Here is a 20853-nt window from a genome sequence, read left to right as displayed (position 1 = left end):
CGCGCTCTTTGCGGGGCGAGGGTGGGGTAAGGGGTGGTAAAAGGTCCGAGCCCCGCTTGCGGGGCGACAGAATCGTGCTCCACCTCAACATACCGATCGTCGATTTCATCGGCATTCACAACATGCGGCACATAAGGAAAATCTCCAATCCCGCAAATCGGGATTACGAGAGGGTAAAGGGGGAAGCAGAGAGAATACGGGAGAGATATAAATAACAGGAAATCATCTTGCGTCTTCGAGAGGATTCTGTCGCCCCGCAAGCGGGGCTCTATGCTTTTTTCCATTCCTGACCCCGCCCTCGCTCCGCAAAGAGCGCGGAGCTTCGGACGGGGCTACATTCTAGCGGCCCTCCGGGCCTCACCTGACTCATATCCCATCCTTGACCCCACACTCGGACGTCCCTCCGGGCCAGCGTGGTTTTGCATGGAATTTGGGATTTGGAATTTCTCTTTTAGCTGGCGGGGGATAAATGAACCAAGTGCCCGTGACCCCACACTCGGACGTCCCTCCGGGCCAGCGTGGTTTTGCCTGGACTTTGGAATTTGGGTTTTGTCTGGATTTTGGGATTTGGATTTTATCTGGATTTTGGGATTTGGGATTTGGAATTTCTCTTTTAGCAACCGGGGGATAAATGAACCAAGTGCCCGTGACCCCACACTCGGACGTCCCTCCGGGCCAGCGTGGTTTTGTCTGGACTTTGGAATTTGGGTTTTATCTGGATTTTGGAATTTGGGATTTGGAATTTCTCTTTTAGCTGGCGGGGGATAAATGGATCAAGTGCCCGGAAAAACTTCGACCGAGCCCAGTTTCTCAAGGCCTTCCTTCATTTCCGCGGCGTTGCCGACCACCACCACCACAAGAGAATCGGGGTCGAGATACTCACGGGCGGCCTGTTGGACCTGCTCTGCGGAGACGCGCGCGAGGTGGGCCGTGTAGGCAGTATAAGTATCAAAGGCGAGGTTATAGACTTCAATGGCGGCGAGGGCCTCGGCAATCTGGTCATTGCTTTGGAGTCTCGCTGTGATCTGGGAGGTTTGAGCCGATACGGCTGCCGCCAGATCCTGTTCCGTCACCCGGGAATCGCGGATTCGCTTGATCTCATCGATGACAGCGGCGAGTGCGGCGGGGGCGTTGGCGGACGCGGTCGAAAGGCGGACCTTCCACTCGCCTCCACTGAGATGATATTCAAAGGCGCTGGAAACACTTGAAGCCACGTGGTCCTTCTTCTGGAGCCGTTCCGCGAAGCGCGACGCGAATCCTTCGCCGCCCAGGATGAAATTCAGCATCTCCAGGTTGTAATAATCGCGGGAGGTTCGTTGCACGCCGATGCGTCCCATTAGAATTTGAGCAGGGTCGCTGCCGGGACGGTCCACGAGTCGGATCTGAACGCCGACGGGCTGCTTGGCGGATTTCGGGAAGATGGTTGGGGAGGGAATGTTCTTCCATCCTCCCAGCAGCACGCGTGCTTTACTTTCGATGTCGTCTGACCGCACCCCTCCCACCACCAGCAGCATCGCGTTGTTCGGGTGGTAGTACTTTTGATAGAACTTGAGGCAATCGGCGGCGGCGACATCATTGACCATGCGGGGGATGCCCTCCGTGGGAAACCCGTAAGGATGCATCCCGTAAAGTTTCTCGCGGAAATAGAGTTCCGCCAGCGCCGGAGCATCCCGGTGTTGTTCGAGGAGCCCGTTTTTGGTCTCCTCCTTGAGTTGCGCCAGTTCCTTCTCATCAAAGGTGGACGTGAGAAGAAGATCGCTCAACTCCTCCAGCATGGTCCGGACATCCTTGGCCGGTCCACTGACACGAAACCAGCTGGCATCGTAGTCGGCATACGACGAAGCCGTCAGGCCATCTCCCGCCAGATCGTCAGTAATCTGAGCTCTCTTTCGCTGCGGCGTGGCAGCCAGCAACATCTTGGCCGTGAGCGAGGCGGTGCCGGCCTTCCCCGATTCGTCGGCATTCGATCCGGCAAAGGTTACCAGCAGCACAGTCGCCGTGGGTTGATTTTGGCGCTCGACGACGACCAGTTTCAGTCCGTTGAGCAGTTCGCCCCGCTGGTTCATCGGGATGTGGAGATAACTCGGCTGGGCGGAGGAATAACCGGATGAAAGGAGAATCAGCAGCGTCGGAATCAGTCTCCACGCTGTATTCAGAGTGCCTCGGCCCATTCGAAGTCCTCGAAAAAAAATCCGTAATTCAAATCTGCCTGTCTGGAAGTGATCCCCGGCAAAAGAACGCCATTATCGCCTTGGAGCGGCTTTTGTGCAATGAGAAGTGCGGGGGATGACGACAGATTTTCGCCTGATTTACATCATGAATGGCGTTTCGGAGGTCACAACATTCTATTCGTAGCGCAGGGCGACCATGGGATCGACGCGGGTGGCGCGGCGGGCGGGGAGATAGCTGGCGAGTAGCGCGACCACCGTCAAAAGCGCAACAACGCTTGCAAAGGTGAGCGGGTCGATTGCGCTGACGCCATAGAGCAGCCCTTTCATGAGCCGCGTCAGGGCAAGGGCCGCCACGAGCCCCAATCCGGCGCCTACTCCGGCCAGCCGCGCTCCCCTGCCCAGGATGAGCCGGAGCACGTCGCGCGGTTTCGCGCCCAGGGCCATCCGGATGCCGATCTCATGCGTCTGCTGCGCCACCAGGTACGCCAGGACACCATAAACCCCAATGGCGGAAAGGAAAAGCGCCAAGCCCGCAAGCGCCCCCAGCATGACCATATTGAATTCAGGCCCAGCGAAGGAAGAGCTGATGACCTCAGTCATCGTTCGAATGCCGGCGACAGCCAAATCAGGGTCGAGCGAATGAACGTCGGCGAGCACGGCGGAAGTTAGCGAAGCCGGATCCACGTTCGTGCGCACCGCAAGGTTCATCGCGTGCCAGTCGCCAAACGGGTCCTCTTCGAGGAAGGGGCCGGCCAACTGGCTATAAGGTCGATAGACGTGCGGCGCCACGGCAGTGTTCAACGGCCCCTGGCTGACGTCGCCGACGACACCCACAATGGTCTGCCACGGGGCTCTCACTCCCCAGCGGATACGTTTCCCGAGGGCGCTCTGTCCCGGCCAGAATTTCCGCGCCGCGGCCAGGCTCACCATCGTGACCGGCGGAGACTCGATGCCGTCTTCGGACGTAAACCACCTGCCCTGGATGAGCGGAATACCGATGGTCTGAAAGTAGTTTCCCATCACCCAGGACTGGCATATCGCCTGCGGCGTGTCGGTTTCGGCATTGCCTCGACCTTCGATGGAGACCGAGACCATTTCGCGGGCATTCAGAGGCAAATCGTTGGATAGCCCGACACTCTCGACACCGGGCAAGTTCGAAACGCGGTCGAGCAATTGTCTGTAAAAACCCCGGATCTGCGCCTCCCGGGGATAGGCCTTGCGCGGCAGGGGAATATTCAACGTCAGCACGCGCTCGGGGCGAAACCCCGGATTCGTTTCGAGCAGTTTGCCAAAGCTGCGAATCAAGAGTCCGGCTCCAATCAAGAGCACGAGTGCCAGGGCAAATTCCACGGTGACGAAAATCCCCTGGAGACGGTGATGCGAGCGGGAAGGTGTGGCGCCCCGTCCGCTCTCCTGCAAAGGACCTTGCACTGATGCCGACGATACTTGGAAAGCCGGAGCGAGCCCGAAAAGAACAGCGGCCAGGATAGACAGGCCAACCGCGAAGGCGAACACCCCCCCGTGGAGTGCTACATGACGCGGCAGAGGGATGCTCGAAGGGACCAGGATGAGGATGAAATTCCGTGCCAGGAAGGCGAGAAGCAGTCCGAGCGCCCCCCCGCCGAGTGCGAGGACAAGGCTTTCCGTCAACATCTGTCGCACCAACCGAAGCCGCGTGGCCCCGAGCGCCGTGCGGACTGCGATCTCCTTTTGTCGTGTGGCAGCCCGCGAGACAACGAGCGTCGCAATGTTGGCACACGCGATCAACAAGACAAAAGCCACGGCCGCCATCAAAACGAGTAGCAAGGTGCGGACCGAGCCGACGACCTCTTCTTGAAACGGAGACGCACTGATCCTGAGTTCAGCGCTGCGAAATACATTCGTGAGAGCAGAAGGGTAACTCGCGAGGACTTCATGCGCGAGCGAGGTGGCTTCGCCGCGCGCCTGGTCCATCGTGATGCCGGGCCGTAGCCGCCCGACCACGCTGGTGAAGTACGCGCCACCCCAATCCTGCAGTTCCGCGTAGGTGAAGGCCAGCGGCACCCAAAGATCTGCAGGGGAGCCATTGACCTCCGGCCCCTGCAGGGGGAATTCGAATTCTCGCGGCATGACCCCGACGACGGTATAGGGCTGGCGGTCGACGTCGACGGTTTGACCGAGGATGCCGGGAGTGCCGCCGTAACGGCGCTGCCAAAATCCGTAGCTGAGGAGGACGACGTGATGGCCCGGCACGTCCTCGTCAGGAGCAAAGGTCCTGCCCAGCATCGGCTCCACGCCGAGCATGGGGAAAAGTGACGAGGAAACGCGTGCCGACATTACCCGCTCCGGCTCGCCATGGCCCGAGACGTTCACGTTTCCATTCTGAAAGGCGCCGATGGCGCTGAACGACTTCTGTTCACGCGCAAAAACGACAAGGTCGGGCGGAGAAAAGCCCATCTTCGGGTAACCCATTTTGGGAATTCCCTCATGGAGGGCAATGAGGCGCGAGGGGGATTCGAACGGCAAGGGCCGCATGAGCACCGCATCGACCACGGAGAAGAGGGCGGTGTTGGCGCCGATGCCGAGGGCCAGGGTAAGGACGGCGACGGCCGTGAAGCCGGGGTTCTTGCGGAGCTGCCGGAGACCGTAGCGGCAATCGGAGATCAGGGAGTCGAGCCAATGGCCAATTCGTTCCCCGCGAACCTGCTCTTTCACCTGTTCGACGCCGCCCAGTTCGATCCGCGCGGCCCGTCGCGCTTCCTCCGGTGGCAGGCCCGCACGAAGGTTTTCCTCGGTCAGCATTTCGAGGTATGAATGAACCTCCTGGTCGAGGTCTGTGTCCACACGGCGACGCAAGAAAAGATTTCGCAGGAAACTTCGGACTTTCACAAGAAGCGGCATGCTACTCCCAATCCGTGCATCTCGCCCGCGACCAGCGATTTGAGGATCAGCAGGTCCAAAGTCCCCTGCAGAAGGGTGGTCGGTTCAACGTTCAAGCGATCTCTCCTATCGGCACTCTATAGGAATGATATCGGGATACATATAGAGTGTCAATGGGGAAGGAGCAGGCCAGTGAACGATTATCATTTTGGAGGGTCAAATCTTTGCGCGCTGTGGCTCAAATCCACACGATGCATGGTCGCTACAAAATAATGCTTGGAACCCGGAAGCGTATTACTTTGCGGGACCGTCGGTCTGAGGCTCCAACTTAATATCCAATATCTTTTGGGCCCCTGGTTCCAACCGCAGGGGGAGGCGTCGCGAAGGGTCCGAAGAACCGCCGTAGTAATATGTTTTATAGCCGGGGGCAGACACCTCGAGAGTTACGTCGGTGGAAGGAGGGACCAGGTATCGATAACGGGCGGAGGAGCGGAGTGAAACCGACTCGTCCGGAGAGGCGACTCTCTTGATTAAGAAATCGGCGACTACAGGTTTACCGGTGTTAGCGTCCGTCACGACACCTGCCAACACGCCGGCCTTGGGACCAATGCGCATCTCTACCTCCGCCTTTGGCGCCTGCGATGTTATCTCGGCTCTCGTTTGAATTCCATTGCTGTAAATTGGAAACACCGTGTTCGGATAACCCGCGTCTTCCTTCCTCGCGTAGAGTTGATATTGACCCCATTCCAAATAATCGATCACAAACCGCCCGGTAGCATCCGTTTCAACAGTGGAAACTGACGAGTGCCTCTGGTGGTGATCCGTAGGTTCGAAGAACACCTTCGCCCCGCTCAAGAGGATGCCATTTTCGTCGACGACCGTCCCGCGGATGGAGCCTTCGTTCTGGGCTGGAGGCATGGTAGGTCGCACACCCTTGGCCGACACCGGAGGTCGTGCTGTCAGTCCTGGTACCGCATTTATTCCACTGGAATCCTCCGGTTGCAACTGAATATCCAGTCTCATTTCAACGCCTGACTCCAAACAAAGAGGGACACTTCGTAAGGGGTCGGAAGAGCCGCCGGAGTACCAGGTCTTGTAACCATGCGCAGACACCTCCAGCGTGATGTCCGTGGACGGGGGCACCAGAACACGATATCTTGCCAGTAACGCGGTCGAAATCCAATCATCGGGAGAACCCGTTCGAATGAGTTTAAAACCAGCGTTAATGGGAGCACCGGAGAGAGCATCCGTTACCATACCCGTTAAGATCCCAGCCTTCGGACCAAACTGTATTCGGACCTCGGCGATCGGTGCCTGCGGTGTTAGAGTCGCCGTTGTAGGAAAACCCTTGTTGTAGAACGAGAAACTGGTGTCAGGATAGCCAGAGTCTTCTTTATTTGCGTAGACCCTATATGCGCCCCATTCCAGACGGTCAAGCGAGAACTGGCCATCAGTATCGGTTTCAACATAGCGAATAAGAGTGCTAAGTATGTGACCATTGATAATCCGGGCGCTAACCGCTGCTTTGCTCACTGGGATCCCTATTTCGTCAACGACCACACCATGAATCGAACCCATCTTCAGAGCAGGAGTGCCCACAGGGAATAAGAGCAAGGTGGGTAGTGTGAATGCTATGGTCACAATCCAATTTCTCATCGGCCTTCTCCTACGGATTATCAGCGATTGGGGTCTATCCAATCTCCATTTCAGCGTTACGAAATACTTGGAGCATGTCACCGTCTCCGGGCCATCCATCGGATCGAAGACCAAATGGAGACGGACCAGCACTTGGCCGGGATCTTCCGGAATGCCACATCTCAATTGGAGAATGGATAGACCAGACCCCATTCATCCCATTCATCGAGTGTCAGGTCTCTGCATTTGGCAATTGGTCAAGAAAGTTTGCTGTCTTGACAATGAGGGAACACCATTTAACGATTGCAGAGATCTGGCACTCGTCATTATTGTCTACGTGGACGTTCTTATCGTCATGCACCTGGGATGACACCTCGCTAGCACAAAAAACAAGCACCCAACACATCACGCCAGCAACAGCCGGCCACTTGAAAGTACGAATTCCATTTTTGCTCTGCATGTTCTTTCTCCTGTTGACTGCACGAGGATTCAAAAGGCAAGACCTTGGAGCTTCTGGGGAATAAGATCAAAGTGCTATTCAGTACGGTCGCTTTTATGTGAGCAGCCTGTAATCTAATACCGCCAAGCGAAAGGTTCGATTCTGAGCCGATAGACCGCTTTGCTTCTCAATCCTTACCAGGACCGATTTCTTTTAGAGCCTTCCGGGCGGCATCCTTCACTTCGGCAGGCTCATCGGAGCGCTCTGCCAATCTTTTCATGGCGGGTTCCGCCCGCAACAACGCATGCTGCCCCAAGTGCGTGAGAGTTTGTATGGCCTTGAGTCTGACCGACTGCTCAGGGTCATCGAGGGATCTAATCACCATGTCAATGACGCGAACATCTTTAAGAGGCGAACCAGCTAACTCGGTCAAAATGCCAATTCTAGTTTCAGCACCTAAGGGCCGCGACAGAAAGCGCTCGATCACGTCTAAGTCTTCTGGCTTTCGCGGAAAATGCCAGACGAGGTAAAAAATGGCAGCAGCTTGCATGTGTGTGTCCCGATCCGTCCGGTTCAGGTACGTCAATAGAAGCGGCCATACCTCCGGTGGAGGGGCCGGCTTCAGGCTGCCCAAAATGAGCACAGCGGAGCCCTGTAAGCGGTCGCTGGATGAATTGAAGAGATTGCCTATGGCATTTAGGTATTTCTTCAACAGCTCACCACTGTCCGGACGCAAGGCAATGTCTCCAAGAGCTACAGCGGCATAAAGCTTTATTTTGTCATCATGATGTGCAAGTGCGACAACAATCGAGGGCAGGGCTCTGGAAATTTCTTCGGGTTGTCCGTCCGCGATGTGCTCCGTGACCTTCATTAGGTCCTCGTCTTTAGGTAACTTGGAAGGACTATATTGCTCCACTAATCCCTGAAAGAACTGCTGAAGAGAACGAGGCGCTTGAGCCTCAGGAGGTACTGCTTGAGTAAGCTGTGGGCAAAGCTGTAAAGCCACGATTATGATGAGAACACGTCCGATCTTTCTCGTTCGAATGCTAATCATCTCGTTCCGTTTCTTCGCTCACTGCGACGGGACATCCGTAGGGCCTGTCTGATTAATAACAGGGTTTATATGAAAAAAAAGGCAATTCTGAATGAAGCCTATGTCATTTCTCGGGGGTATAGACTGATAGACCGTCAGTAAATCGCGTTTAAAAGGCCTACAATGCATTTCTATCGTGTCAGGATACATTTGTGATCCCCCGAGAAATTGAATGTTTCAACAAACAGGGGGTTTTGCAGCAGAATCCATTATCCATTTTTCAGGTCGATGTGGGATGATAGGATATTAATGATCCCGCCCGAAGCTACTTTCAATGTCAGGCCTGATGTGAAGCAAGGCGAGTTTAACCGAAAGCGGAACGGGCTTGTTCAAAACGGAGACCGCCCCCAAAGACGCCGCTCAATAGGGATAGAATGGAAACTGCAGATGCGACCCTCCCTCTCCTGGCACGGATTCTTTCTCAACCCGAACAATTGGACGAGGGCTACGCCTGCAAGCACCTACTTCCGAAAGACGAGCAGATAGAGCGGCCCAATTATGTGTCCTTTCTGGTTATATTCACGCCAGTAGACTGTGGCTGTGACAAGCTGCCATCCCTCATGGGAACGCTGCTGTATCATTTCGGCAGCAGCAGCGTCAGTCGCAAGAAACCCTTGGTCGACGATCTCAGTTTTGTATTGGGGTGCGGCGTCCGCGCGAGCGACGGGAGGCTGGAACAATGATCTTGCGGCAATCAGCGTCAACAGCAGTAAAATCGCGACCAGACAAGTACGAGTAAATCGATCAATTCTCATCGTCATGGTGTCCTCCAGAATTCGTAGTAAGAGGCGCATCGAGTTCTCCCTGCACAGCGAGGCCGGGAAACCATCCGACGCCCCAGTTGATAGATAACTATGTTCCTTGTCGAAAATGGGCCGGGCTTCGACATTTCATGTTGGTGTCAGGGGAAGGCCCTGTCGGTCTTCGCAGCCGTCTGTGATCGATGCAGACTTAGCCTCGGCCAAGTCTCGATCTGCGCCACAATGATGAAACGTGGAAGCCTGACCGCACAATTCCGACACCATTAATGATGCCACCGGAATTTACTTTGCAGGTCGTTCGGAGGCATTCTGGAGCTGAATTCCCTCGGGGGTTACGGTGTACACTTGTATCCGCTCGCGCGAAGAAGATGGGAGCGAGGTCAAAAACGAGAGGATAATTTTGGCTGAAGTCACAGTTATCTTCCCTTGAGGGAGCTCCAATCGGGACCAAATCCTATGAAGCTGTCGGCCATCAAAAGAGTAGGCTATCGCGTTCAGTCGTCCGTGCGCATCTCCCCAAGACCTGCCGTATGCCAGAAATCGGGCGAACTCCAGACTCCCGCTCCCGAGGGGGATCACCGTCAGCCCCTGGTTTGGCAACGAATTCTCATCACTGGCTAACATCTCATAGTGGTTCCCTGTCAGTCCAATAATTCCAATCCAGCTCCTGCTACAGATCGCGCAATAGCCTATGTAGTAAGCTACGACATAGGATGGGTTCTCGTGAAGGCCGAAGGGAAAGACGAAAGCCAACGGTTCCTTACTCCGGGCCATCCATCGGATCGAAGGCCAAATGGAGACCGACCAGCACTTGGCCGGGATCTTCCGGAACTCCACATCTCAACTGGAGAATGGAAAGACCAGACCCCATTCATCAGTTTCTTCATTTTGAACACAGCGAACTTCTCATTGCCAATTGCCGTTTGCAGAGATCTGACACTCGTCATTATTCGCGGGCTGCTGCTCAACCCTGAGAGCGCCCGGTGGGGGCACCGGGCCTACAACATTATCAAATGATTTCACGTTGCGGGCCGCCCCGGCGATTCTGTTTCGGCAACAGCTGGCGAAGACGTGACCCCAATCAGAGCGAGAATGCGCTCTCATTGGGCTCGAACATAGGGGGGCAACGCGTAGGGAATCTTCAAAGTTCCATCTGCCATTAAATAGGCTTGGATGATCTCATTTTTCTGCTGCTTAAAAATCTCCAACATCCGGGAGCTCATTTCGCTGGGCCCGCCGGGGAGATCCGCGAGTTTTCTTCCTTTCTGGAATTTGGCAATGCTCTCCAGCTGTTCTTTCGAGGGTTTACGGGAGGTGTTCAGGAGAATCTTAAAACGAAACAGCCACTCGATCGGGCTGTCCATCTGAGCAGGGTCATCCGCCAGGAAAGAAATGTAATGTTCCAGGATTTGCTCCTTTGTTGTTCCCCCTGGAATTAATGCGAACAGGAAGAAAAACAGACTCTCCTTTTCGTAGAAGAGACAGATACGACACGGTCCGTTTGAGGTATCAAGCGCAACGATTCGTTGGAGCATTTCATCGGCGTCTGCCTCCCAATTGCCGGGGTATGGCGAACTGTCAATCGCTGACGCCACGTTCAGAACTTTGGATATGCGACCCAGCAATCCGGAACTGATCTTGCCGGCATCAGGAATTAGCTCCACCTGGGCGGAATCTCCTGTTTTGGACGCCTCAAGGTCCTGTTTATTGAGAGCGGCTATTCCGCTTCCATGAGCGAAATCTTCCAGCATTCGGTTAAGCTGCAGCAACAGGTGTGCCCGGTCCGCAGTGATGTCGGCACAGTGAACGGGGGTGGTGCTTCTCACCAGAAAGTCACGGTAGGCGCGCACCAATTCAACGATGGCAGGCGCCAGCTTACCGCTCTTTTCCATTATCTGCCGGATTGCATTGGTGAGCTCTTGCTTGCCGTCAATGAAAGCCAGTTCCCTGTCGGTTGCCTGCAGGCGGTATAGCTGTTGAGCAAAGAGGTAGGCCAGCGAATTAAGTTCATCGTGAGGTCGCTCAGTGCCTGTTATGAGATGGGCCAGGGGGGTCAGTTGCACTGGCGAAGTCAATGCCCAAAAGTGCTGCTGAAGAAGAAGGGCCTCGTCCGCTTGCACCTTCTCCTGTTTCTTGTCCTGTCTTGCACTCACCTCCGTCCAGACCTTGTAATAGTCGGACACATCATAAACCATGGTTGAACTACACGGAGAAGAGGGGATCCCCAGTCGAATCTCGTTCAGCAGCCGCCGCGCCTTCTTAGGATCTCTTTTGAGCATCGCGCGGATCACTCTGAGACGAACGCTCAAGCCGTCCAGATTCAGGCCGAAGGCCCCCTCCAGGCTCATCGACCGGGCGTCTCTATTACCGGTTGCATCCCTCTCTTTGTAAGGATATTGGGCCTGGCCGGCGTCTCGAAACAACGCGTCAAGCATTTTCTCTTCCCATTGAGGAGATCGCGTCCGTCCTGACTCGATCGCGGTGAGCTGAATGTCTGCGCGATACTCAAACGGCAATCGGGTCACCCCCTCGACCAGCGCCCGGGCTCGTTCCGCCTCTCTCTTTTGCTCGCGAGCGAGTACCGAGGTGGCGTCCCCTGCCTCTTTGTTTTGACTTTGAGCTGTCGCCATTCCCGAAGCCGCGATCGTGAATAGGAGAATTTCCATCCCCCAATGAATGAGTGATGCGGGCACCTTGGATCTTGGGACGGGAACAGTTGTTTCACCTATTGCTGTCATTTGAAGGCCTTGATTCTCTTGATGCTAATTTCATTGGGCGATCCTTCGGGCAGCACTTGAAGAGTTTTCAGGAAGGCAACAATGTCAGCCTGTTCCTCGACAGGAAGCGCCGCGAAGCTCTCACGCATGGGACGCGCCTGCCCGGCGTGGTGGAGAATTGCTTCACTGATGGTGGTCAAGTCACCCCGATGCCCATAAGGTGCTGAACTGCCCACGTCCCAAAGCTTGCGGGTGATGAATTGATCGAGTGGAACTCCTCCCTGCACCACGCGCTCGTTGGCGAAGAACGGATCTGCTTCGTCGGCGATCTTATGGCGCTTCAAATCCGTGTAGGCGCGGACCACCGCTCGACCTCCGGAAATCCTCTCCAAGTGGGGCCTCGGACCCTCCCGGGTCAAATCGAAAGTGAAGGGACGCGCCACATCCTGAGGCCGCAAATTGCCTGGAGAATTAAAGGGATTAGGTTCGCTGTAAACCGGATTGTTCAGAATCAACTCCGTCCGGTGGCACCCGGCGCAGCCGATCCTGGTAAAGGCGGTCTCGCCACGCTTCACCGAATCTCGGAGTTCGCGGTCTTCAGGCAGGGCCCGTCCTGGAACAGGCAAGGAAACCTGAAAGATTGTGGCCGCGGTAATGTCTCCCACTGACAGTTCATCTGGGACCCCATCCTCGTCGAAATCGTCCTCGCCCGTCCGATCTCGACCGAACCGTTCCACCGCCTCCATCCCATGATGGTGGTTGAAGGCGTTGACGGTAAAGACCCGGACTGAATTCACCACCCCTTTTTGGTGGTAGGGTTTGATAATCAAGTCGGCATCCACGCCCTCGACCTTGCTGGTATCAATGCTGCCATCCGGCCCGGCCATAATCTGTCCGAAGTTGACGCCTTTAGTCACAAGGGCCTTCGCGACGGGGATGCCGCGTATTCGCGCTTCGTTCTTCGCAGCCTCTCGAATCCCGATCAGATCCGTGCTCATCTCGCGTGCGAGCATATCAATGGCCCCTGACCCGTGCATGCCAAGCGTATTTCGTTCATCACTGAATTCGGCAGAGACCGAGTCGGTGACGGGATCGCGGACCTGCGCCAGGACAAAAACATTCGCCACGAAGTCGCCGGCCCCGCCGGGGACAGGCTGATTGTGGCATCCGGCGCAGGAATTGGTTTCCGGCGCTGAGGTGCGGATCATGAAGGGGGCCGAGCCCGGAACCCGCTTGGTCGGTTTGCCGTCGCCGGTGGCGGCCGGACGACCAAACCCATCCAGCACGTTGAATGGGGTCACAAAAAGAAAGCGACCTGCTTCGATGAGGTCTTCAAGACGGAGCTCACCCTTGTCAATCTCGCGTTGATTGACATGTCCAGGCAGCATTGGCGACTCACCGGGTATGCCCTTGCGAGTGGCAGCAGTCGAGGTCGCTGCTTCGTCCCGGTTCTGAAAAGCCCCCGGTGTCTTGTCTACGTGGACATTCCTATCCTCTTGCATCTGGGATGACATCTCGCTGGCACAAAAAACAAGCGCCCAAGACATCACACAAGCAACTCCCAGCCATTTGGAAGTACGAACTCCGTTTTTGCTCTGCATGTTCTTTCTCCTATTGACTGCACGAGGACTCAAAAGGCAATACCTTGGAACTCTTGGGGGATAAGTTCAAAGCCGCATTCAGAACGGTCGCCATTCTGTGAGCGGCCTATAATTCAAAACCGCCGAGCCAAAGATTCGATTCTGACCCGATAGGCCTCTGTGTTTCTCATTTCTTACGTGGGCCGATTTCTTCTAGAGCCTTCTTTGCAGCGTCCTTCACTTCGGCAGGCTCATCGGTATTCTCTGCCACTCTTTTCAGAGTTGGTTCAGCCTGCAACAAAGCTTGCTTTCCCATTCGTGTGAGCGTTTGAACGGCCGCCAGTCTGACCGCCTGATTGGAATCACGCAAAGATGCAATCACGCTGTCAATGAGGGAAGGGTTCTTGATGGGCGCGGCCGCCAACCCATCAAGAGCATCTAAGCGGGTCCTAACATCCAACAGCCGCGACAAAAAGCGGATAATCCCATCTGCGACCTTTGGATCCCCCGAGGCCGAACGCGCTAAGTAAAAGACGACACCGGCCTGTTCCTCTAAATCACGATCGGTGCGGTTAAGGAATGCCAACAATGGAGGCACGATTTCCGCCGGTGGGGCGGGCTTCAGATTCCCAAGCATGAACGCGCCCATATGCTGCAGACGCTTGTCAGGTAATGTCAAGAGATTGCCGATGTCGTTGATGTAATTCTTCAATAGCGCAGCGCTATCCGGACGCGCTGCAATGTGGTTCAATGCATCAGCCGCGTCGTTTTTTACCTGATCGTCGGGACTTGCCAGGGCCACAACAATGGAGGGCAACGCCTTGGAAATATCTTGCGCACTCTCGCGGTCAAGCTGGTCGGTCACTCTGCGTTGCGCCAGCTCCCGGAGAGTCTTCTTTGCAGAGGCCTTAACCTCACCAGGCTCGTCGGTTCGTTCAACTAAACTCTGCAAAGCGGGCTCGGCTTCCGACAACGCATGCTGCCCCAGGCGCGTGAGCGTTTGTAAGGCCGTGAGTCTGACCCGACTTTCGGGATCATTCAAGTACCCAATCACCAGGTGAATGATTTGAGCATCCTGAAGTCGCGGCGAATTGCCTATCGCATTTAGAGTACCTATTCTAGTTTCAGCATCTAATGCCTGTGACAAGAATTGCCTGATTGCCTCTAAGACTTCTGGTTTTTCAGGATGACGAGCGAGGTAAAAGACAGCAGCAGCTTGCATACGTTTGTTGCGATCGGTTCGGTTCAAATACGTCACCAGAAGCGGCCATACTTTCGGTGGAGGGGCCGGCTTCAGCGTACCCAAAATGAGTACGGCGGCACCCTGTAGGCGATCGTTGGGCGAGTTGAGGAGATTGCCTATGCCGTTTATGTAATTGTTTAACAGCCCAGCACTGTCCGGGCGCAAGCCAATGTCAGCGACAGCTACAGCGGCAAGAAGCTTCACTTCGTCATCCTGATGCGCAAGTGCCGCAAAAACCGATGGCAACGCTTGGGAAATCTCTTCGGGACGTGCGCCCCCGATCTGCTCCGTGACCTTCATTAGGTCCTCGTCTTTAGGTAACTTGGAAGGGCTGTATTGCTCCACTAGCGCTTGAAAGAACCCCCGCAGGGATGGTGTTGCTTGAGGATGAGGAGTTGCTCCTTGAGCATGCAGTTGACAGAGTTGTAATGCCACGATGATGAAGAGAAAACGTCCTGTCTTTGCAGTTCGAATACCATCCATATTCTCTCCTTTATTCCCTCAGTGCGGCGCAATAGGCGTGGGGCCCACCAGACCTGTAACTATGTTTCTGTGGAAAAAAAGGCAGTCGAGCAGGAAGGGAACATCATTCCTTGGTGGGATATACTGGTAGACTGTCGTTTCGTTCACTATGATCTGGTGAGCTGGATAGCACGAATGAAAGGCGCTCACGGAAGCGGTGGGGGAATGTGGATTTGTCGTATTGATTACTACGACAACGTCCCAATCGATGGATTGGATGAAAGGAGGCTCAAGAGGATCTCCCTTCGATCCTGAAAAATGTACCGTTCCCTGGTGCAAAGAATAAGTTGGGTCGATGACAAAACCGACCGTATCCGCTTTGCCTTGATTATTCCAAAGCTTACAGTCCTCTGCGACATTGTCCTCGTCTGCCGGGGACAACGTTGAGCCACTGGCTGGCGATCCGAAGCTGTAGCTTCTTGTGAATCCCGTATCACTAAAGGGCGCGGAATTTTGCCTTGCGTCCGGAATCATGAGCAGCGACTCTGCAGTCCGAAAAGTCCCGCGAAATGCGTCACCCTTGTAAATGATCGGGAGATAGGGATTACCGAATGTGTCAACGATATCCGGACAAGGATTTGGTCCATCTATATGGTCAACAGGTATAAAGGAGGTATATTGAACAGTAAACTTTGGCAAAGACGTTGTTGTCGTCATGGATCCCGATCCTAAGAAAGCTTGGGAATCACAGCCCGGACATCCATTCACATTAAGTTCTTGGTCACACGTCATCGCCCCAAAGACCACGGTTGTATCCCAGCTTGCATTAATGCTCGCTGTTCCACCGGAGGTCCCTAATGTCGCGGTCGAGCCACTGACCGAGGCAATGGAAGAATTCCCGGAAGTGAAGAGAGCAAGAGTAGTGACATTGTAAGTCAGAGGAGTTCCATTGCAATCGTAGTCGTTCTCAAAGGCCTGTAAATTTGCCGTGTCGCCCGGAAAGCCCGAAAAAGAAGATGGGGCCACGAAGCCTGAAGAGTAAGTGGTTTCACACATGCAAACGAATCCACAACTAAAACTGCTTGAAATACCTGTTGTCGGATTGTACTCCACCAGTCGGCCGATAAACTGCCCTTGCACCCCTCGGCTGTGCCATTCAAGCTGGCCCTTGCTCACATTCAACGGAAGGACTTGACCAGCGCCGTCTTTAACCTGATCGTCTCTCAATTTCTTCAGGTCGATCGAAACGGTTTGACCGGCATCCGCAAGCAATACCGGAAGGGTATAGCTTCCCCCCTCAAACCAGATCTTCACGATGGCTGTGCGGGGCTTTCCGTCCGTCATCCGGTCGATGTTCTTCAGATGGACCACCGCACGATTGTCGCCATCGATTCGCCAGGGATAACTGCCGCCCCCAAACATAGATCCCTTAGGATCTTTGACCGGGACGTCAAATACCCGGCCTCCGCTTTGGTCAACACTTGCCGCCGCTGCAATGATCGCCCCGGGCTGGCCATTGTGTTCGAACTCAATTCCTGCATCTTCGAGCACTTTTGTTCCGACAGAAGAAACGACAGCACTCAGGTCAACGTCACGAACTTCGTTCGAAGTCAGTACAACGGGGGAGATTTCGACGGACTGTGGCCCGTCGACAGTTGCGAAGCGCACCGTGGTCTTGACCTCGACGGGACCATTGGTTGTGTTGCGGACAGTCGCTCGTGGAACATACGTCATGCTGCTTGGCAGTCCTGATGCGGCACTAGCTTTCCCAATCAGCAGGTGTGCGCCATGGAGTCTTGTCGTGCGCTGGGTGGATAAATCAACAAATCGGAGCGTCGATGAGAACCTGCTATGGTTGTTGAGGAGTGCTCCCACGACGACCAGCGAGCTGTGAAGAGACAAAATCCATATCTTCGTCAAAGTGAACATCGAAGCTGAGGCCTCGGCGCTCGTCCGAAACAACAAGCTGCGCTCCGAGGCTCATGCTGATGCCGTGAAAGAAGACCTCCACACTGCCTTCCGAGAAATCATCGATATTCCCGTCGTCGCCCGTCAGCCATTCAGCGACACTAAAGTATCGACTTTCATGCGGGTTGAGGGTTATCTCGGGAACCGACAACGCCTGGCCGTGCTTGTTGTAGAGCGTAATCTTAGCACGACTGGTGCTACCGATGACATTGTTGAGCACGAGGGTGGACTTCCATCCTTCTTTTACGGAATAAAACACCCCATGTAAATGATTGTCCATTTCCATCATCTTTCCCGATGGCGGCGGCAGTGGGCTCTGAGGTTGAGGTGCTTGGGCAAATAAGACGCAAGCAGGACAATGAAAAAGGAACATTATCCCCATTAGAAGGAATGACCTCTTCGAGGCAGTCCCGACAAAGAGCTTCCATGAGAGTAAAGTCATGATTGAGGATCCTCCTCATGTTTGAAGGGTTAAATTACCTTGTCTGGAGTCAACGATCTTTGGTGATGGTGAAGGCGTGTTTATACGTAATGGCGGGACGAAGGTCTAGCGCGTAATGCGCGAATTGCGCGAAAGAGTTTTGCCTCCGGTCAGATGGCTTGCCGGTCGGCCTTGGCCCTCAGATAGGCCTTCAGCGAATCCAAACTGACCTGATATCTCCTTCCCACACAAAGGGCGCGGATGGCGCCGACCTCGATCCAGAATTGAATTGTGCGCTGCGAGAGGCCTGCGATTTCTGCGGCTCGAGCGGTCGAGGCAAATGCTTCCGAACGCTTCTGAAGGGATAGGCTCAGATAGAACTCCAGCAGTTGCTCTTCATTAAGGGTGATTGATTCAGTTTGTAAGTGCACGGAGGGGGCCTCCAACACTTCCCCATGGCGGTTCAATAATCCATCTACCACATTGGCCCTGAATTCTGAAATTTACGGGGGGAGGGCGCTATTTCGCTGCAGAGAGGCTTCCTCAAGGCTAGGCTAAGAAATCGGACGACACGATTTCTGCTTCCGGCAGCCGCTCTGGAGCCGACTCAAATTCAGGTGTTTAACGCATTTCAAATTCCCGATTGCCATTCCCTTGTAAAAAAACCAGGGGAGAAGGGTTTCTCCCCTGGTCACAGGAGGTAGCATCGGCGTACATTGAAGCGAAGTTCCCTCACCTCCCCGGAGACTCGGAATCTGGCAATCCCGAATCGTCGAGGCGGGTCTGCCTGAGTTCTCCCCGCTCCAAACTGGTAACAAGCAGGACGGCCAAGGTTACGTCCCGCCAAAAACCTCCTAGAACATGAACTTCAACGCAAACTGAATCTGGCGCGAAGACCCCGAATCGCCGGTACCAAAACGAGTGCCACCGACTACCCCAAAGCCTGAGGCCGCAGTTCCTACGGTTCGTCCGGGCTGCCCGAAATTGGGATGGTTGAAGAGATCGAAGGATTCCGTTCGGGATTCCACATTCATAGTTTCCCGGATGCGGGTTCTCTTGATGATCGACCAATCAAAGTTGTTAAAGCCGGGACCGGTCACAATATTTCTCCCCGCATTTCCGAACACAGCAGGACCCGAGCAGCCTGCTGTACCGGGGACGCAAAAGGCGGCGATATTAAACCACTGCGAAACGGTGGGATTCGCCAACGTGGGATCCCCCACCAAGTAAAATTTTGAGTGTCAGATCTCTGCATTTGGCAATTGATCAAGAAAGTTTGCTGTCTTGACAATGAGGAAACACCATTTCACGATTGCAGAGATCTGACACTCGTCATTATTCAAACCCGAGGGCGCCCGGTGGGGGCACCGGGCCTACAACATAATCAAATGATTTCACGTTGTGGGCCGGCCCGATCCGTCGGGGCCGACCCGGCGATTCTATTTCGGCGACAGCCCGCGAAGATGTGATCCTAATCATGAGAGGAGAAGATGCATATACGCCAACAACCGCGCCGGGACGGGGAAAGCTATTTCACCTATTATTGCCCTTTGAAGGCCTTGATCCTCTTGACGCTAATCTCATTGGGCGATCCTTCGGGCAGCACCTGAAGAGTTTTCAGGAACGCAATAATGTCAGCCTGATCCTCGGCAGGGAGCGCCGCGAAGCTTTCCCGCGTGGGACGCGCCTCCCCGGCGTGGTGGAGAATTGCTTCACTGATGGTGGTCAAGTCGCCTCGATGCCCATAAGGTGCTGAACTGCCCACGTCCCAAAGCTTGCGGGTGATGAATTGATCGAGTGGAACTCCCGCCTGAATGACTCGCTCATTGGCAAAGAAGGGATCGGCGTCGTCGGCAATCTTATGGCGCTTCAAATCCGTATACGCGCGGACCACCGCCCGACCTCCGGAAATCCTCTCCAAGTGGGGCCTGGGACCATCCCGGGTCAAATCGAAGGTGAAGGGACGCGCAACATCCTGAGGGCGCAAATTGCCCACGGGATTAAAGGGATTGGGTTCGCTGTAAACCGGATTGTTCAGGATCAGCTCACTGCGATGACATCCGGCGCAGCCGATCCTGGTAAAGGCGGTCTCGCCACGCTTAATCGAGTCTCGGAGTTCGGGTTCTTCAGGCAGGGCACGTCCTGGAACGGGCAGAGAAACCTGAAAGATCGTGGCCGCCGTAATGTCTCCTACCGAAAGTTCATCCGCGACCCCATCCTCGTCAAAATCATCTTCGCCCGTCCGATCTCGACCGAATCGTTCCACCGCCTCCATGCCGTGATGGTGGTTGAAGGCATTGACGGTAAAGACGCGGACCGAATTCACCACCCCTTTTTGGTGGTAAGGTTTGATAATCAAGTCGCCATCCACGCCCTCGACCTTGCTTGTATCGATGCTGCCATCCGGCCCGGCCATAATCTGCCCGAAGTTGATGCCTTTGGTCACAAGAGCCTTCGTCACCGGGATGCCGCGCATTCGGGCCTCATTCTTCGCAGCCTCTCGAATCCCGATCAGATCCGTGCTCATCTCGCGTGCGAGCATCTCAATCGCCCCGGACCCATGCATGCCAAGCGTGTTTCGTTCATCGCTGAATTCAGCAGAGACGGAGTCGGTGACGGGGTCGCGGACTTGCGCCAGCACAAAGACATTGGCCACAAAATCGCCGGCCCCGCCGGGGACAGGGTGGTTATGGCATCCGGCGCAGGAATTGGTTTCCGGCGCTGAGGTTCGGATCATGAAGGGGGCCGAGCCGGCAACGCGCTTGGTCAGTTTGCCGTCGCCGGTGGCCGCCGGGCGACCAAACCCATCCAACACGTTGAATTGGGTCACAAAGAGAAAGCGACCTGCTTCGATGAGGTCTTCCAAACGGAGCTCGCCCTTGTCAATCTCGCGTTGATCGACATGTCCAGGCAGCATCGGCGACTCACCGGGTATACCCTTGCGAGTGGCAGCACCCGAGGTCGCTGCTTCGCTCCTGTCCTGAAAAGCCCCCGGTGTTTTGTCCACGTGGATATTCTTGTCATCCTGCATCCGGGAGGACATCTCATCAGCAAAAAAGACAAGCACAAAAGAAATCACACAAGCAACTCCCAGCCATTTGGAAGTACGAATTCCATTTTTGCTCTGCATGGTTCTCTCCTTTCGACTCCATAAGATTACAAGAGGAGGCGACTGATTGGGATAGCTCTCGGTATTGTCAGGGAAGCATCAGGAACTTCTGTTCTTCCATCATGACGTCGAGCGCGACGATCGGCAACCATCTGCTTGCCAGTGTCCAGAGAAATTTGACTTAAAGCGTCGAGGCGTCGGACATCGATCGCAACATTATTGGCCACAAATCAAAGGGTTTCCCCTCCGCGCCGGACTATAGTAACGGCATTAAATAACTTTGCATAGAGCACGAATCTTGTTGGACCGCCAATGCTTCTGACGTTTCCGAATCGCTTGTTCAATCAAGTCCACGGTTCCATGATAGCGATTGGTAGTGACCTCGTATCGAATCA

At 54.8% G+C, this 20853-nt stretch carries 13 protein-coding genes; all 13 read right to left on the bottom strand.

Annotated elements, in window-relative coordinates:
• Positions 1–773: 773 nt before the first annotated feature.
• The 13 genes from LAO21_20805 to LAO21_20745 all read right to left on the bottom strand — a co-directional run bounded on the left by LAO21_20805 (position 774) and on the right by LAO21_20745 (position 20479).
• Positions 774–2171 (bottom strand): insulinase family protein, encoded by a 1398-nt coding sequence (locus LAO21_20805; protein MBZ5555161.1) that lies wholly within the window; start codon positions 2169–2171, stop codon positions 774–776.
• 174 nt (positions 2172–2345) lie between these two features.
• Positions 2346–5051, bottom strand: coding sequence for an ABC transporter permease (locus LAO21_20800; protein MBZ5555160.1), 2706 nt, complete (start codon positions 5049–5051; stop codon positions 2346–2348).
• Positions 5052–5324: 273 nt separating this feature from the next.
• Positions 5325–6686 (bottom strand): carboxypeptidase-like regulatory domain-containing protein, encoded by a 1362-nt coding sequence (locus LAO21_20795; protein ID MBZ5555159.1) that lies wholly within the window; start codon positions 6684–6686, stop codon positions 5325–5327.
• A gap of 605 nt (positions 6687–7291) precedes the next feature.
• Positions 7292–8158, bottom strand: a complete 867-nt coding sequence (locus LAO21_20790) for a hypothetical protein (protein MBZ5555158.1) — start codon at positions 8156–8158, stop codon at positions 7292–7294.
• Positions 8159–8658: 500 nt separating this feature from the next.
• Complete coding sequence (locus tag LAO21_20785; GenBank protein ID MBZ5555157.1) at positions 8659–8991, bottom strand: hypothetical protein; 333 nt, start codon at positions 8989–8991, stop codon at positions 8659–8661.
• Positions 8992–10058: 1067 nt separating this feature from the next.
• Entirely contained in the window at positions 10059–11624 is a 1566-nt protein-coding gene (locus LAO21_20780) for a hypothetical protein (protein MBZ5555156.1), read from the bottom strand.
• A 68-nt stretch (positions 11625–11692) separates the two neighbouring features.
• Positions 11693–13276, bottom strand: coding sequence for a hypothetical protein (locus tag LAO21_20775; protein ID MBZ5555155.1), 1584 nt, complete (start codon positions 13274–13276; stop codon positions 11693–11695).
• A gap of 166 nt (positions 13277–13442) precedes the next feature.
• On the bottom strand, positions 13443–14981 hold the full coding sequence (locus LAO21_20770) for a HEAT repeat domain-containing protein (GenBank protein ID MBZ5555154.1): 1539 nt from the start codon (positions 14979–14981) through the stop codon (positions 13443–13445).
• A gap of 18 nt (positions 14982–14999) precedes the next feature.
• Entirely contained in the window at positions 15000–16835 is a 1836-nt protein-coding gene (locus LAO21_20765; protein ID MBZ5555153.1) for a hypothetical protein, read from the bottom strand.
• The gene (locus LAO21_20760) at positions 16810–17214 is read right to left on the bottom strand and encodes a hypothetical protein (GenBank protein MBZ5555152.1); all 405 of its coding nucleotides are present in this window, start codon (positions 17212–17214) and stop codon (positions 16810–16812) included. The genes LAO21_20765 and LAO21_20760 overlap by 26 nt, the downstream gene beginning before the upstream one ends.
• 305 nt (positions 17215–17519) lie before the next feature.
• Positions 17520–17780, bottom strand: coding sequence for a helix-turn-helix domain-containing protein (locus LAO21_20755; GenBank protein ID MBZ5555151.1), 261 nt, complete (start codon positions 17778–17780; stop codon positions 17520–17522).
• A gap of 423 nt (positions 17781–18203) precedes the next feature.
• Positions 18204–18557, bottom strand: a complete 354-nt coding sequence (locus tag LAO21_20750; GenBank protein ID MBZ5555150.1) for a hypothetical protein — start codon at positions 18555–18557, stop codon at positions 18204–18206.
• Between the two features lie 332 nt (positions 18558–18889).
• Positions 18890–20479 carry a hypothetical protein gene (locus tag LAO21_20745; GenBank protein MBZ5555149.1) on the bottom strand — a complete coding sequence of 530 codons (1590 nt, stop codon included), beginning with the start codon at positions 20477–20479 and terminating at the stop codon, positions 18890–18892.
• Positions 20480–20853: the final 374 nt, after the last annotated feature.

It is taken from the genome of Terriglobia bacterium (assembly GCA_020073085.1).
Lineage (GTDB): Bacteria > Acidobacteriota > Terriglobia > JAIQFV01 > JAIQFV01 > JAIQFV01.
This window is presented reverse-complemented; position numbering and strand designations above follow the sequence as displayed.